Raw genomic sequence first — 14,672 nt, forward strand, 5'->3', positions numbered from 1 at the left:
CGCGCTGCTAGCGCAGGGTGACCTGGCGGGACCGCAGCCCGTCGCGGGACCGGCGCTCATCGGAGGTCAGCGGTACGTCGGAGGCCAGGGCCTCGGCCAGCCGGGCACCGAATTCGTTTGCGGGCGCGACCCATTCGTCGGGGTGGCGCTCCCGGTCCAGATCGAAGACCGGCACCAGCAGACCGTGCGTGCGGAACGAACCCGCGAACCGGGAACCGTCACCGAGATGCAGACCACCGGCGGCGTGAACGCGAGCCAGCGCCAGCATCAGGTCGTCCTCGTCCTCGGGCCGGACCCAGCGCAGGTGCGCCTTCTCCCCGGCATCGACCCACCAGGCCGCACCGACCGAGTCCGCGCCCAGCGCGAGCCGGTCCGACGGCATGATCGCTTGATCGGCCTGTTCGATGGTCGCGGCGACCTGCGGATCCGGCTGCACGCCCTCCGGGATCCACCACTGGAAGTTCTGATGCACGGTCAGATCCAGCTCCGCCTTCGCATCGATCACCTCCGCCAACGCGGGCACGGCCGGCTGCGCGGCCTCACTCGCGGCGGTGAGCGACTCGCCCGGCTCGGCGCCCTGGGTCCACAGAATGGCCGCGGCCAGGTCGGAGGCCGGATCCTCGGAGTGGAACTGCACCTGGGCGCCGACGAAGCCCGTCGGCTGCTCGCCGACACGGACCAGCGCGGCGACGGCGCCGGGTAGCACGGTCGCCAGGGTGACCGGACGTTCCGCGCCGACGGCCGGCGCCAAGGTCAGCGTCGCGGTCGCCGACGGCACGAATTCACGGAGTGCGACGAGATCGCATTCGGCGGCGAGGCCCGCGAACGGACGCGTGACGACCGCTGCGGCCTGTTCCTGCGCCGCACGACGTTCGGCGAGGCGCTGGGCCCGATTACTGTCGGGCTTGGGACTGTTGCGCTTGCTCTTACCCACGAACGCAGAACCTACCGGGTCATCGGGTCCGCACTGCGCAGGGGCGCGCGTACGCGAGCGTGGATGTTCCGCTCGGACGCCCTGATTCAGATGCCGTCCAGCACGGTTTTGGTCCGGCCGGGGTGGTTGGTGGCGACCCAGCTGACACCCAATTCGGCGCACAGCTTCAGATCCTCGGGATCGTCGACCGTCCAGCAGTAGGTGGCGCGCCCGGCGGCCGCGGCCTTGTCGACGAGTTCGGGGTGCTCGCGCAGTGTCTTCACCGACGGGCCCACCGCGGTGGCGCCGACCGTGGTGGCGGCACTGCCACCGAGATACCGCGACGACTCGCCCAGCAGCACGGTCGGCAACAGCGGCGCCGCCCGGCGAATCCGCCAGACCGCGGTGGCGGCGAACGACATCACGACCGCGCGCGAGTGATCGGCCGAGGCGGGGGTGGCGATACCGAAGCGCTGCAACTCGGCCAGCACCTTGTTCTCGACCAGCGCGCCGTAGCGGACCGGATGTTTGGTCTCGATGAACAGTTTCGTCGGACGGCTGCGCCAATCCAGAACCAGCGTGATCAGCTCACTGAGGGTCAGCACCGGTGAGGAGGCGCCGTTGCCACCGAAATCGAGTTCCCGCAGCTCGTCCAGCGTCATCTCGCTGACCAGGCCGGTACCGGAGGACGTCCGGTCCACGGTGCGGTCGTGGACGCAGACCAGATGGCCGTCCCGGGTCAGCCGGACATCGCATTCGACACCGTCCGCACCCTCCTCCAACGCCAGTTCGTAGGCGGCGAGGGTGTGTTCGGGACGGGTCCCGGACGCACCCCGATGCGCGACCACGAACGGTGCGCGATTGCCCTGGCTCACTTGGCCATGACCTCCTCCTGTTCGATGCGCTCGGCATCGGGCGCGGGGACCGGGTGCACCGGCTCGATGACCTGAACCGCCGGGCCGGGTGCGGGCAGCCAGCGCTTGGGCATCCGGATCTCACCGCGCAGATCACGACCCTCGCACATGCGCAGCACCCACAGCGACAAGACCGCCGCGGCCGCCGCGACCAGATCGGTGTACACCGCGAAGATCACGCCGTTGGCCTGGCCCTGAAGCGTATCGGCTGTACGCCAGACCAGCGCCGCGACCACCATCACACCGTTGAGCACCCACACGCACCACCAGATCCGCACCGCCCGCAACGTCCGCGGATCGCCGCCGAGCTGACGTACCAGTTCGGTGAGGAAGACCCCGGGCCAGATCAGGTTCACCAGCGGAACGAGGCCGCCGCACAGCAGCGCGCGCAGCGAGCGGGGATCACGGCTGCCGTTGTCGGCGTAGGCGGTGGCACGAGCGCGCACCAGCCAGCCGATCAGGCCCACGGCGGTCACCAGGGCGCAGACCAGGGCGGCGACCGATGTCGCGTACACCGTCAGATCGGACAGCCAGAGCACGATCTGCTGGATCAGCCGGGTCCGGTTGCGCAGCAGAATCAGGTATCGGCCGAATTCCGCGACCGCCGACAGCGCGAACAGGATGGTGGTGGCGAGCAGCAGCCCGGCGACCCGTTCGGTGACCCAGTGCAGCGCCACCTGTACCCGCGTGCGCGGACCGACGGCGACCCGACGCGGCCGGTCCAGCAGACCCCAGCGCGGCGTCTCGGTGTAGTGCGGGGTGGCCGGATCGATCGGAGCGGTGGTGCGCGGCTGTTCGGATCGGGGGCCGCGGCCGGGCGGCCGGGCCACCCAGCGATAGTTGCGACGCTCCGGAGGCGCGTCGACCGGCGCCGGCGACAGCAGGACACCGCGGCACCGCGGGCACCAGTGCATCGGCGTACCGTGCACCGCCCAGCGGGCGCCGCACCGGGCGCAGGGTTGCACGACCGTACTACTCACGGGCTGCTCCCCCTTCCATCCAGTCGACCTTCTTCATCGGGTTGTGCGGGTGATCGGGGTCGGTGGACCGCCGATCGCGGTGGATCCTCAGTAGATCCTCAGTAGATCTTGGCCTCGTGGTCACCTTCGCCGTGCAGCGGGCGACCGGCCTGCTGCCAGGCCACCATGCCGCCGACGACCTGGAAGACCTCGAACCCGACGTAGGCCAGATATTTCGCGACCTCGATCGAGCGCCCGCCCTGGCGGCAGACGACGTAGATCTCGGCGTCGTAGTCCAATTCGTCCAGCCGTGCCGGAACATCCACCATCGGGATGTGCCGCGCGGCCGGCGCGTGACCGAGCTGCCATTCGTCGTCCTCGCGCACATCGAGCAGGATCGCGGAGACGGCACCGGATCCGGCACCCGCCGATGGTACGGCGTCGAATTCGGCGGGCAGGTCCTGAATCGGCACCGAGGGGATTTCGGAGCTCGTCACAATTGACGATCCTGCCATGTACCCCGGATCGGCGTGGAGTCCCGGCAGTGGGGCGCCCCGGTGAACTTCCGGTCTGTTCCGCCCGCCGATACCCTGCCGCACACCCCGAGCAAACCCGCCTGTGAATATCTCACCCCCAGTTATCCACATAATCCACAACCTCATCCACAGGTTGCGACTTGGCAGACCGGTCGGTACGCAACAAGGAGGGGTGAAAACGGAACGGGGGCCGCTCCGGGACTCCCCTCCTCGTCCCGGAGCGGCCCCCGCCGCCGCCTGCGGGCCTCCCGCACCGGCCGAACGGTGCTCCCACCGGCGGCCACGAGATCCCGACAACTACTTGGACGGGCGATACGTCCTTTCGGTTCCCTCCGTTCCCGAAAAAACCGACAACACTAGCGAGAAACCGAAATACCGCGTTTGACGGCGCGGAATCGGTAGCCTGGCGCTATGGACGCGAGCAGGGCGTTACTCGACGGATTGGATACGGCCGGGCTCAACACCGCACTCGCCGAGGCGACCTGCCTCGGGCTCGCGGTAGATGTCGCGGACGCACGACTTCGAATCGAACTGGAGGTGCTCACCCTCCCAGGGGAGGGACAATCCGCCGACGGCCGAGTGCTCCTGACGCTGTCCGGAGTCAGCCGGGTCGCGGCGTCGCTGCGCCAGCAGCGCTGGGACGATTTGGAACCGCACATCTTTCCGCTGACGCTCGACACCCTCGGGGACGCCATCTCCGGATTCGGCGGCGGCGCCCTCCACGGCTGGGATTTCATCGACGTCGACGACAGCGGCTGGGCGCTGTGGCGGGAGTTGCTGAGCTTCGACACCACCGTCAGCGATCGCCCAGCAGCCCACGTCCTCGAGTTCTCCCAGCAGGAAGGCACCGATCCGCGCGAACTGGATGTGCGGATCTGGTTCGAGGACATCACCATCGAGACCGCCGCCGGACGCCGGATCGGCCTCGAGGAGTTCGTGGCCGGTGCGCGGCGCTGGTGGAAAGCGCACGACTCGTGCGATCCGCGCACGATGCTGCCCGATGTCGCACCGCCGATGTAGCGCAGCGGATCGGTATCACCGCGCCGAGATGTATTCGGCGTGAATAAATCTCGGCGTTCGTTCCCGGCCCGACCATTTCGCGTGCATGTGCCCGCCGGGTCCTGGTCGCAAGGTCGATTTCCGATCGTGGGAATCTAGGGTGGACCGGACCCGGTTGCATCGAGCGGGTGTACGAATGAAGGTTGGTGTGCTCGACAACACCGGGTACACGCGCCGACATCATGAGGAAGGGACATCGTGGCTGAGTACACGCTGCCAGATCTGGATTACGACTACGGCGCCTTGGAGCCTCACATCTCCGGGCAGATCAACGAGATCCACCACTCGAAGCATCACGCCGCCTATGTCGCGGGTGTCAACACGGCACTCGAGAAGCTGGAAGCCGCTCGCGAGGCCGGCGACCACGGCGCGATCTTCCTGAACGAGAAGAACCTCGCGTTCCACCTGGGTGGTCACGTCAACCACTCCATCTGGTGGAAGAACCTGTCCCCCAACGGTGGCGACAAGCCGGTCGGCGAGCTGGCCGCGGCCATCGACGACCAGTTCGGTTCGTTCGACAAGTTCCGCGCGCAGTTCACCGCGGCCGCCAACGGTCTGCAGGGTTCGGGCTGGGCCGTGCTGGGCTACGACACCCTCGGCCAGAAGCTGCTGACCTTCCAGCTGTACGACCAGCAGGCCAACGTGCCGCTCGGCATCGTTCCGCTGCTGCAGGTCGACATGTGGGAGCACGCCTTCTACCTGCAGTACAAGAACGTCAAGGCCGACTACGTGAAGGCGTTCTGGAACGTCGTCAACTGGGCCGACGTGCAGGACCGCTTCGCCAAGGCCGTCGCTCAGGGCAAGGGCCTCATCTTCGGCTGAGAGTTCTCCGGCAGCCGGGTCCGCAGACAGTGGTCTGCGGACCCGGTTTCGTGTTTCAGGCGCGTTACCTGCGACTTAGCACTCTCTGGTACTTGTGTGCCAGACATTTTTCGAGGCATTCTCGGGTACTCCTATCTCAACGATAGGTCGAGGACGGGCTCGCTCATTCCGACGTAGCAGCCGCCCCCGTCAGAAGTTCGGGAGGCACACGATGCGTACGAACAATCCGGTCGGAGTCACGCCGTTTCAGGCGCACGGATCACTGCGAGGTTTCGTGATATCCGGTCGATGGCCCGATACGACGAAGGAATGGGCACAACTGCTGGCGCTGGCGGTACGGGTGGCGAGCCTGCCGGGCCTGCTGGCCACCAGCACCGTCTTCGGCGCCCGCGAGGAGCTGCCCGACGATCCGCATCCGGGCACCGTCGGCCTGGTGATGGCCGAGGGGCCGGTGCTGGGTGAGGAGGCCGTGGAGCCGGGCCGCTTCGCCGAGCATGTGCCACCCGCGCTGATGATGTTGCATCCCCCGTCGGAGACCAATCCGTCGCTGCCCGAATGCGTCGGTGCGGCATCGGGATGTGTACTGCTGCCGGGTATTCCACATCTCGGACTGGCGCATCGGGCGGCTTGGGTGGAGGCCGAACTCGACGGCACGGTCACCTCGATGGTGAGCCGGGTCGGCGTGGATCCGATCTCCGATCCCGATACCGCTGTGCTGGCGATGCTGCTCGCCGCCTGACGGATCCGAGCCCGAAGACGGCGGCGCGGCGCATCACCCACGGATGTCCGAACGGCGGGCGAAGCCTCGTCGAATCCACATCGACGGGTACCCGAAAATTTCCGGTCGCATCGCCAAACTTATTGTGCGCATTGCGATTTCGGCTACACCGGCTTTACGGCCACGGGGCGGTAAGGGTAGGCTGTGTAAGACAGCGAAGGGGAGTAGCCCGCAATCGCATGGTCGACATACTGATCCGCCGAATCCGGCAGATCCGGCCATCCGAACCGGTTGTACCGGTGGGCGAGACCTTCGGCCGATGACAAAGACCGAATTTTTCGGGCACGTTGTCGGCTGAAGGCTCCGGTCTTCGGCCGACAGGCCGGAGGGAGCCAACCATGATCGCCGCCATCGTCTTGAGTTTCGGCGTCCTGTTCCTCGCCGAACTCGGCGATAAATCACAGTTGATGGCCCTGACCTTCGCCCTGCGGTATCGCTGGTGGGTGGTACTGGGCGGGATCACCGTGGCCAGCATCGCCGTCAATCTCATCGCCGTCGGCGTCGGGCACTTCCTCGGTGCGGCACTGCCCACGGATGTGATCGCGCTGTGCACCGGCGTCATCCTGCTGGGCGTTGGTATCTGGACGTTGTGGGCGAGCCGGCACGAGGACTCCGACGAGGAACCCGCCGACACCGGTCCCGCGGGTCCGGGCCGGGCATTCTTCATCGTGATCTCGGCCTTTCTGCTCGCCGAACTGGGTGACCGGACCATGTTCGCGACCATCGCGCTGGCCTCCAATCACAGCTGGCCCGCGGTCTGGATCGGCTCGGTCGCGGGCATGGTCGCCGCCGGTGGTCTGGCCATCGCGATCGGTATCTCGGTCGGCAAGCACATTCCCGAGCAGGCGATCGCCGTCGCATCCGGACTGTTGTTCCTCTACATCGGCGCCGCCACCCTGCTCGGTGCCCTCGCCCCGGACCTCGGCGCGGTGGGCGAATACTCGATCGCCGCGATCGTGCCGGCCGTCGCCGGCGCCATCCGGTGGTTTCGCGGCCGATCGGGCGCCGATCAGGTCGAGCAGCCGACCGAACCGCAGTCGCTGAATCAGCTCTGAGCGGGCGGCTCACCCTCGGCCATCGCCGCGATGCGGCGGGCCAGTCGGCCGGCGGCCGCACGCAATTCCGGTGGCTCCAGCACCTGCGTGTCGAAGGCCAGCTGGGCCACGTGCACCGCGAGCCAGTCCAGATCGTCCCCGCCGAGGGCGAGGACACACCAGCCGTCCCGATCGTCCTCGACCCGTCCCACCTGGGGCGGGATCAGCTCCCGCACCTGTTCGGGCCGGGCGCGCACCCGCACCCGCGCGATATGGCGATAGGGCGCCGCGGTCACCGCACGTTGCACGTATTCGACCGGGTCCGGATACTCGGTGAACCGGAAACGCCAGGTCGTGGCCGTCACCTCACGCATCCGGTCCAGGCGGAAGGTGCGCCAGTCGGCACGGTCGACATCGCGAGCCATCAGATACCAGCGACGCCCGGTGGTGACCATCCGGACCGGTTCGACCGTGCGTTCCCGTTCCGCGCCGTCGCGTCCGGCGTAGCGGAATCGCACCCGCACCGCGTCGCGGCAGGCACGGGCGAGGACGACCAGCAATTCGGCGTCTATCTCGATTCCCGGACCGACCAGCGTCTCGGTGGCGTCGTGGACGGCGCGCACCTCGGCCCGTAGTCGAGGCGGCATCACCTGATCCAGTTTGGCCAGTGCGCGCAGTGCCGCCGCACCGGCGCCGGCCACCGTGCCACCGGCCGCGAGCCGCAGCGAGACCGCGGTCGCGATGGCCTCCTCGTCGTCGAGCAGCAGCGGTGGCAGCCGGGTACCCGCGCCCAGCTGATAGCCGCCGCCGACGCCGGCCGTGGCATGAACCGGATATCCGATCGCGCGCAGCCGCTCGACATCGCGACGCACGCAGCGGTCGGTCACCGCGAGTTCGGCGGCCAGTTCGGCAGCGGTCCACGACGGCCTGCGTTGCAGGAGCGCCAGCAGTCGCAGCACCCGCTCGGTCGTGCCCTCGACGGTCATCGATTCATCGTCGCACGGATCACGGAACGATTCTGTCCGCGATATGCGGCAGGCTGTTGCCCATGACCGACCAGACCTGGAATTCCCTGCTCCGTGAGCAGATCGCCTGGCACTGGACCGAACAAGTACGTCCACGCCTGACCGGGCTCACCGACGACGAATACTTCTGGGAACCGACGCCTGACTGCTGGAATGTGCGCCGGCGCGGCACCGGTACCGCCCCCATCCAGGCCGGCGCAGGCGCGATGACCATCGACTTCGCCTGGCCGCCGCCCGATCCGCCACCGTTCACCACGATCGCCTGGCGCCTGGGACATGTGATCGTGGGCGTGCTCGCGATGCGCAATGCCTGGCATTTCGGAGGTCCGCCCACCGACTACGAGTCGTTCGAGTACCCCGAGACCGCCGCGGCGGCCCTGGACCGGCTCGATACCGAATACGCCCGCTGGGATGCCGGGGTCGCGGCCCTCGGCGCGGACGGACTCTCCCGAGCGGCCGGTGCCGCGGAAGGACCCTACGCCGAATACCCGATGTCCGCGTTGGTGCTGCACATCAACCGCGAGCTGATCCATCATCTTTCCGAGGTGTGTCTGCTCCGCGATCTCTACCTGCATACCGATCGAAACCGACAGGAGACCGACTGAGATGGCCCGCGATATCCAGATCACCTTCGACAGCGCCGATCCGGCCGCCACCGCGGCGTTCTGGGCCGAGGCCCTGGGCTACCGGCTGCAGGATCCGCCGACCGGATTCGAGACGTGGGAGCAGGCGCTGGAGGCGATGGGGGTGCCGCCGGAGAACCGCAACGACGCGTCGGCGGTGATCGACCCCGAGGGCTCCGGTCCGCGGCTGTTCTTCCAGAAGGTGCCCGAGGGCAAACAGGTCAAGAACCGCGTTCACCTGGATGTGCGGGCGGCACCCGGCCTGACCGGTGCCGCGCGCATGGCCGCGTTGGAGGACGAGGCCGCACGGCTGATCTCGCACGGCGCCACCCGGCTGCGGCGGCACGAACCCGCTCCCCCGCTCGGCGCCGGGCACATCGTGATGGCCGATCCCGAGGGCAACGAATTCTGCCTCGACTGATCAGCGGTGCCGCGACTCGGCGGTCGCGGCACCGAAGAGGTCACCGCTGCGGCGGACCAGGTCCAGCATGGGTTCCCGCAGCGCGCGCAGGCCGTTGAGGTCATCGGCGGCGACATGGGTCGTGACCATGGCGCTGAGGGCCGCGACCATGGTGCGGCAGGCGAAGCGTTGCTGATCGGTCCGGGCGTCGAGGATGTCGGCGACCAGGGAGACGAATGCTTCCTGGAGTTCGCCCCGGCGCGCGATCGCCTTCGGTCCGGCGGCGTAGACCTCGACCAGGAACAGCCGGGCATAAGCAGGCTCGGCGGCCAGCCCGTCCAGGTACGCGTCGAGCAGGGTGCCGATGGGCGGGGACGACTCCCGCGCGGCGACTGCCCGCAACGACTCCTGGATGTGCGCGAGCAGCAGTTCCACCGCACGCTCGTAGGCCGCCTCGAAACAGTCCTCCTTGGACCGGAACTGCTCGTAGAACGTCTCCCGCGACACCCCCGCGCGTTTGAGCACGGCCGCCACCGAGGTGCCGACGTACCCGTTGGCGGCCATCGCATCGGCCATGGCGGTGAGGATGCGGTCGCGCTGCGCACGAACCACCGTTTCACGCGGTATCCCGTGCCGGCCCCGAGGTAACCTGCGGTCCGCGGCGGCCGAGGTGGTCATGTGGCAACTCCATCGATCGATCGCGAATGCTTCGCGAAGCAAACTAGCTGGTTACCTTCCATTCTGCGCGGAATCGGTCGTCCCGCGGCGCACACCCCCGGCCGTGGCGACCGTTCCGCCCGATATGGTGCTGTTGACGGAAGGCCAGTACCCATAGGGCCGTCACTGACGAGAGGACCATCACCGTGGAGATTTCGGGCTCCGCCGCGATCATCACCGGAGCCGCATCCGGTCTGGGCGCCGCTACCGCAAAACGCTTCGCCGACCAGGGTGCGACCGTATTCGGTCTCGACCTCGCGCAGTCGATCGAACGGGCCGGCGACAGCGTTCCCGCTGGCGTCACCCTGATCCCGACCGACGTGACCAGCAACGACGAGGTCGCGGCCGCGGTCGCGAAGGTCGTCGAATCCGGTGTGCCGCCGCGGATCGTGGTCAACTGCGCCGGTGTGGGCTGGGCGGGACGCATCCTGTCCAAGAACGGCCCGCACGATCTGGAGCTGTTCCGCACCGTGATCACCGTGAACCTGCTGGGCAGCTTCAATGTGATGCGACTGGCCGCCGATGCCATCGCCAAGACCGAGCCGGTCGACGAGTACGGCCAGCGCGGCGTCGTCATCAACACCGCGTCGGTGGCGGCGTTCGAGGGCCAGGTCGGCCAGATCGCCTACTCGGCCTCGAAGGGCGGCGTCGCCGGTATGACCGTGCCGGCCGCACGTGACCTGGCGCAGTTCGGCATTCGCGTCAACACCATCGCCCCCGGCATCATCGACACCCCGATGCTGGCCGGCGTCACCGAGGAGTACCGCAAGGGCCTCGAGGCCGGTGTGCCGTTCCCGTCGCGCCTGGGCCGTCCGGACGAGTACGCGCAGCTCGCGCAGTACATCACCGAGCACGACTACCTCAACGGCGAGACCTTCCGCATGGACGGTGCGCTGCGCATGGCGCCGCGCTGACACCGGGAACGGATCGGCCTGCGGCGTCCGATACGTAAGGCTCGCACGGACTTCCGTGCGAGCCTTACGTATTCGCGGCGATGCGGATCAGACGGTCTTGGTGAGCCGATCCGCCAGCAGCTGGGCGAAGTGCGCCGGATCCTTCAGTTCGCCGCCCTCGGCGAGCACCGCTGTGCCGTAGAGCAACTGCGCGGTCGCGCCGAGGTCCTCGGATTTCCGGTCCTTGGCGTACGCATCGCGCAGCCCGGTGACCAGGGGATGCTCCGGATTGAGTTCCAGGATCCGCTTGGATTCCGGCAGCGCCTGGCCGGAGGCGCGGTACATCCGCTCGAGCTGCGGGGTGAAGTCGAAGACGTCACCGACGATGCAGGCCGGGGAGGTGGTCAGGCGCGAGGTCAGGCGGACCTCCTTGACGCTGTCGTCCAGCGTCTCCTGCAAGAACTTCAGCACCTCGCCGAAATCCTTCTCCTGCTGCTCGCGCAGCTGTTCGGAGGCCTTCTTCTCCTCTTCGGTCTCCAGATCCACCTCGCCCTTGGCGATGGACTGGAAAGCCTTGCCGTCGAACTCCGGCACCGAGCCGACCCACATCTCGTCGACCGGATCGGTGAGAACCAGCACCTCGAGTCCCTTGGCCTTGAAGGCCTCCATATGCGGAGAGTTCTCGATCTGCTGCCGGCTCTCGCCGGTCATGTAGTAGATCTTGTCCTGGCCCTCGGCCATCCGCTCGATGTACTGCGCCAGCGTGGTCGGCTCCGACTCGGAATGGGTCGACGCGAACGACGAGACCTGCAGAATGGTGTCGCGATTGTCGAAGTCCGACAGCAGGCCCTCCTTGAGGACCCGGCCGAATTCGTTCCAGAACGTGCGGTACTTGCTGTCCGCGCCGGCGTCCGCGGCGTCGCCCTCGGCTGCGCCCGCGCCCTGCAGATCCTTGATCGTCGAGAGCACCTTGCGCACCAGGCGCTTGCGGATCATCTGAATCTGCCGGTCCTGCTGCAGGATCTCGCGCGAGACGTTCAGCGACAGATCCTGCGCGTCCACCACACCCTTGACGAAACGCAAGTACTCCGGCATGAGTTCTTCGCAGTTGTCCATGATGAACACCCGGCGCACATACAGCTGCACACCGCGCTTGTGCTCACGCATGAACAGATCGAACGGAGCCTGCGACGGAATGAACAGCAGCGCTTGATATTCGAAGGTGCCCTCGGCCTTGAGCGGGATGATCTCGAGCGGATCGTCCCAGGCGTGCGAGACGTGCTTGTAGAACTCCTTGTACTCCTCGTCGGACACATCGCTGCGCGGGCGCGTCCACAGCGCCTTCTGCGAATTGAGTGTCTGCTCCTCGAGGATGGTCTGCTCGGTCTTCTCCTCACCCTCCCCCTCGGTGACGGTGCGCTCCACCTGCATCCGGATGGGCCAGGAGATGAAGTCCGAGTACTTCTTGACGATCTCGCGGAGCTTCCACTCCTGCGTGTAGTCGAAGAGGTGATCATCCTCATCGGCGCTCTTGAGATGCAGCGATACCGCGGTGCCCTGGGGCGCGTCGTCGAGGGTTTCGATGGTGTAGGTGGAACTGCCGGCGGCGGACTCCCAGCGGGTGCCCTCGGTTTCGCCGGCGCGGCGAGTGGTCAGGGTGACCTTGTCGGCCACCATGAAGGTCGAGTAGAAGCCGATACCGAACTGGCCGATCAGGTCCGCGGGAGCGGAGCCCGCGGAGCGACCCGAAGACTCGGCGTCGGCTCCGTTCATTTCCAGTAGCTGCCGGCGCAGTTCGCCGGTGCCGGATTTGGCCAGGGTGCCGATCAGATCGACGACCTCGGCGCGCGACATACCCACACCGTTGTCGCGCACGGTCAGCACCCGGGCGTCCGTATCCACCTCTAGCTCGATGTGCAGATCCGAGGTATCGACCTCGAGATCCTTGTCCCGGTACGACTCGAGCCGCAGCTTGTCGAGGGCGTCGGAGGCGTTCGAGATCAACTCGCGGAGGAATGTGTCCTTGTTCGAGTAGACCGAGTGGATCATCAGTTCCAGAAGCTGATGGGTCTCGGCCTGAAACTCCAGTTGTTCGACGTGATCGGTCACGTGCAGATATTACGACGGACCGGGCTCGGCTCGCGAAAGTCGGTCATCGCGGGCACCTCGGCATCGGCGCTGTGCGGGCCGGGGGTCGCGGGCGACATCCAATCCCGCAGCACCTGAGTGGCGCGCACATCGTCCTCGTTGTATTCGAGCAGGCGGATCCGCTGGGACTGATCGGGGTCGCCGTCGTAGCCGACCGCCAGCCGGTACCAGCTCATCGACGCCTCACCGCCGGCCTCGGGATCACGCCAGCCGAAGCCGGCCACCGGCGCGATCTTCTTCAGTCCTTTGCCGTTCGGGCAGATGAACTGTTCCGATACCGCCTGGAACATATCCACCCACTGCGGACCGTCGACGAAGGCGCGCACCTCGGCCTCGGTGGGCACCCCCGGCATTCCGGCGAATCGGCGGGCCGATTCGTAGAGCCATTTGTCCTCGGCCGTCCGGGAGTAGCAGTAGGCGGCGAAGGTCTTGCCCGCGGCGGCCGCGGCGGCGCGCACGCCCATCAGCCACGTCCAGAATTCGGCGAACGACCGCCCCTCGTCGACGGTGGGCAGCGGATCCCAGGTCAAGAAGGGGCGATAGACGCCGTCGAGCAGCGTGCCCCACAGATAAGCGCCGTATTCCTGATAGCTCTCCAGGTCGACGTCGACCTCCACATCGGCGCGCTGCACCCGGACCCGGTCCACCCGCCGGACCAGCGGAGCGCCCGAAATCCAGGCACGCGCGGTGACGACCGTTTCACCGAACGGCTCGTACTGCCAATCCTCGGGCTCGGGACCGGTCCAGGCCGCGAGATCGTCGATGGTCTGCACGCCGTGCCGGCGCAGCAGTTCGGCCCGCGAACCCGGGGCGACGAGACTGACATCGCGGTACGCGGCCAACCACCCTTCGCAGCTCAAGGCGGGCGGCCGGTCCGGGTCCTCGCTCTGGGGCGCTCGCGACCACCACGGGCACTGACGGCATTCGGGCACCTTGGACGGAACGGTCGGCAGCTCACCGCGGACCACCGCGATCCGATCGGCGTAGCGGCGGTCGTACTCCTCGAGCACGAGCGTCAGATCGTGGACCAGAATCCGGTCGAAGTGATAGCCGATCGCCCCGCCCACCAGGGCCGGGCCGGCGAAGCCGTGGCGCTGCAGCATCCGGTACAGATGTGCGAGGCGTTGCTGATCGCGCGGCTGGGTCCGGATACGCACATGCCGGTCCGGCTGCGGATTCCAGTGGTACAGATCCGAGGTCGTGGGATGGAAATCGGCCGGATCGGGCTGACGCGGATCGGTCACCTTGTGGTTGACCACGATGATCGGGATATAACCGCCCCGGTCCGGGTCGCGCAGCAGGATCTCGCACCCGCCGCGCCGGCCGGTATCGGGCTCCTGCGGCAGGACCGCACCCCAGATTCGTTGCGCCCCTTCGGCACATGCCCGCAGTGTCGCCGCCGCACGGACACTCGCGGGCTGATCGGGATCGATGACCACCCACTGCTCCGGATCGGCGGCGACGAGGGTGTCGCGCACCTCGGCCCGATGGGCGGTGGCGGCCTCGCGGCGCTGTCTGACCCCGGCGTCCTCGGAGATGCCGAGCAACCGCTCGGGGTGGGTGGCATCCAGATGCAGCCGGTGGCGGCACCCGACCAGTGCGCGCGCGTCCACATAGGCGATTCGCGGGGCGGCGGACTCCGAATTCGTGGCGGTGACCACGCCCTCGGCAGCCGCGACGGTTCTCGACGCAGACACCTGTCGCTCGTCGCCACCGCCGTCGTCTTCGTGACCGTCCTGGTCGCCGCTGCCCGAATACACGCTATGCAGTATGGTCCCTCCCCCCGACAACCTCGCCAACCGCATCATGCGTCTCTCCCGCTACAGTTGGCGCAAACCGTGTGGCATGTGG

At 67.6% G+C, this 14,672-nt stretch carries 15 protein-coding genes; 7 read left to right on the forward strand and 8 right to left on the reverse strand.

What is annotated here, in order from left to right; translation table 11 throughout:
• Positions 1-7: 7 nt before the first annotated feature.
• The 4 genes from LKD76_RS00515 to LKD76_RS00530 all read right to left on the reverse strand — a co-directional run bounded on the left by LKD76_RS00515 (position 8) and on the right by LKD76_RS00530 (position 3,283).
• A complete protein-coding gene (locus LKD76_RS00515; protein ID WP_227978938.1) occupies positions 8-934 on the reverse strand; it encodes a DUF5926 family protein in 927 nt (308 codons plus the stop codon).
• An 86-nt stretch (positions 935-1,020) separates the two neighbouring features.
• Positions 1,021-1,788 (reverse strand): glycerophosphodiester phosphodiesterase, encoded by a 768-nt coding sequence (locus LKD76_RS00520; RefSeq protein WP_227978939.1) that lies wholly within the window; start codon positions 1,786-1,788, stop codon positions 1,021-1,023.
• Positions 1,785-2,807, reverse strand: coding sequence for a DUF4328 domain-containing protein (locus LKD76_RS00525; protein ID WP_227978940.1), 1,023 nt, complete (start codon positions 2,805-2,807; stop codon positions 1,785-1,787). Before LKD76_RS00525 ends, LKD76_RS00520 begins: the two co-directional genes overlap by 4 nt.
• A 98-nt stretch (positions 2,808-2,905) precedes the next feature.
• Entirely contained in the window at positions 2,906-3,283 is a 378-nt protein-coding gene (locus LKD76_RS00530; RefSeq protein WP_372465676.1) for a rhodanese-like domain-containing protein, read from the reverse strand.
• Between the two features lie 450 nt (positions 3,284-3,733).
• On the opposite strand from LKD76_RS00530, the gene LKD76_RS00535 reads away from it, so the two are divergent.
• From LKD76_RS00535 to LKD76_RS00550, 4 genes are all read left to right on the forward strand, one after another.
• Positions 3,734-4,342 carry a hypothetical protein gene (locus tag LKD76_RS00535; protein ID WP_227978941.1) on the forward strand — a complete coding sequence of 203 codons (609 nt, stop codon included), beginning with the start codon at positions 3,734-3,736 and terminating at the stop codon, positions 4,340-4,342.
• 237 nt (positions 4,343-4,579) lie between these two features.
• Positions 4,580-5,203 carry a superoxide dismutase gene (locus LKD76_RS00540; protein WP_227978942.1) on the forward strand — a complete coding sequence of 208 codons (624 nt, stop codon included), beginning with the start codon at positions 4,580-4,582 and terminating at the stop codon, positions 5,201-5,203.
• A 211-nt stretch (positions 5,204-5,414) separates the two neighbouring features.
• Entirely contained in the window at positions 5,415-5,942 is a 528-nt protein-coding gene (locus LKD76_RS00545) for a peptidase (RefSeq protein ID WP_227978943.1), read from the forward strand.
• A 377-nt stretch (positions 5,943-6,319) separates the two neighbouring features.
• Complete coding sequence (locus LKD76_RS00550) at positions 6,320-7,036, forward strand: TMEM165/GDT1 family protein (RefSeq protein WP_227978944.1); 717 nt, start codon at positions 6,320-6,322, stop codon at positions 7,034-7,036.
• Here LKD76_RS00550 and LKD76_RS00555 read toward each other — a convergent pair.
• On the reverse strand, positions 7,027-8,001 hold the full coding sequence (locus LKD76_RS00555) for a helix-turn-helix transcriptional regulator (protein ID WP_227978945.1): 975 nt from the start codon (positions 7,999-8,001) through the stop codon (positions 7,027-7,029). The two genes, LKD76_RS00550 and LKD76_RS00555, sit on opposite strands and share 10 nt — an antisense overlap.
• 62 nt (positions 8,002-8,063) lie before the next feature.
• Between LKD76_RS00555 and LKD76_RS00560 the strand changes: the two genes are divergently transcribed.
• On the forward strand, positions 8,064-8,645 hold the full coding sequence (locus LKD76_RS00560; RefSeq protein WP_227978946.1) for a DinB family protein: 582 nt from the start codon (positions 8,064-8,066) through the stop codon (positions 8,643-8,645).
• Between the two features lies 1 nt (position 8,646).
• Complete coding sequence (locus LKD76_RS00565) at positions 8,647-9,084, forward strand: VOC family protein (protein WP_227978947.1); 438 nt, start codon at positions 8,647-8,649, stop codon at positions 9,082-9,084.
• Here the strand turns inward: LKD76_RS00565 and LKD76_RS00570 are convergent, their stop codons facing one another.
• Entirely contained in the window at positions 9,085-9,741 is a 657-nt protein-coding gene (locus LKD76_RS00570; protein ID WP_227978948.1) for a TetR/AcrR family transcriptional regulator, read from the reverse strand. It lies immediately after the preceding gene.
• 185 nt (positions 9,742-9,926) lie between these two features.
• On the opposite strand from LKD76_RS00570, the gene LKD76_RS00575 reads away from it, so the two are divergent.
• On the forward strand, positions 9,927-10,694 hold the full coding sequence (locus LKD76_RS00575; protein ID WP_227978949.1) for an SDR family NAD(P)-dependent oxidoreductase: 768 nt from the start codon (positions 9,927-9,929) through the stop codon (positions 10,692-10,694).
• Between the two features lie 87 nt (positions 10,695-10,781).
• Here LKD76_RS00575 and htpG read toward each other — a convergent pair whose 3' ends face one another.
• Both htpG and LKD76_RS00585 read right to left on the reverse strand, forming a co-directional pair.
• Positions 10,782-12,782, reverse strand: a complete 2,001-nt coding sequence (gene htpG, locus LKD76_RS00580) for a molecular chaperone HtpG (RefSeq protein WP_227978950.1) — start codon at positions 12,780-12,782, stop codon at positions 10,782-10,784.
• The gene (locus LKD76_RS00585) at positions 12,779-14,581 is read right to left on the reverse strand and encodes a TM0106 family RecB-like putative nuclease (protein WP_227978951.1); all 1,803 of its coding nucleotides are present in this window, start codon (positions 14,579-14,581) and stop codon (positions 12,779-12,781) included. The genes htpG and LKD76_RS00585 overlap by 4 nt, the downstream gene beginning before the upstream one ends.
• Between the last annotated feature and the right edge of the window lie 91 nt (positions 14,582-14,672).

The organism is Nocardia spumae, assembly GCF_020733635.1.
GTDB lineage: Bacteria > Actinomycetota > Actinomycetes > Mycobacteriales > Mycobacteriaceae > Nocardia > Nocardia spumae.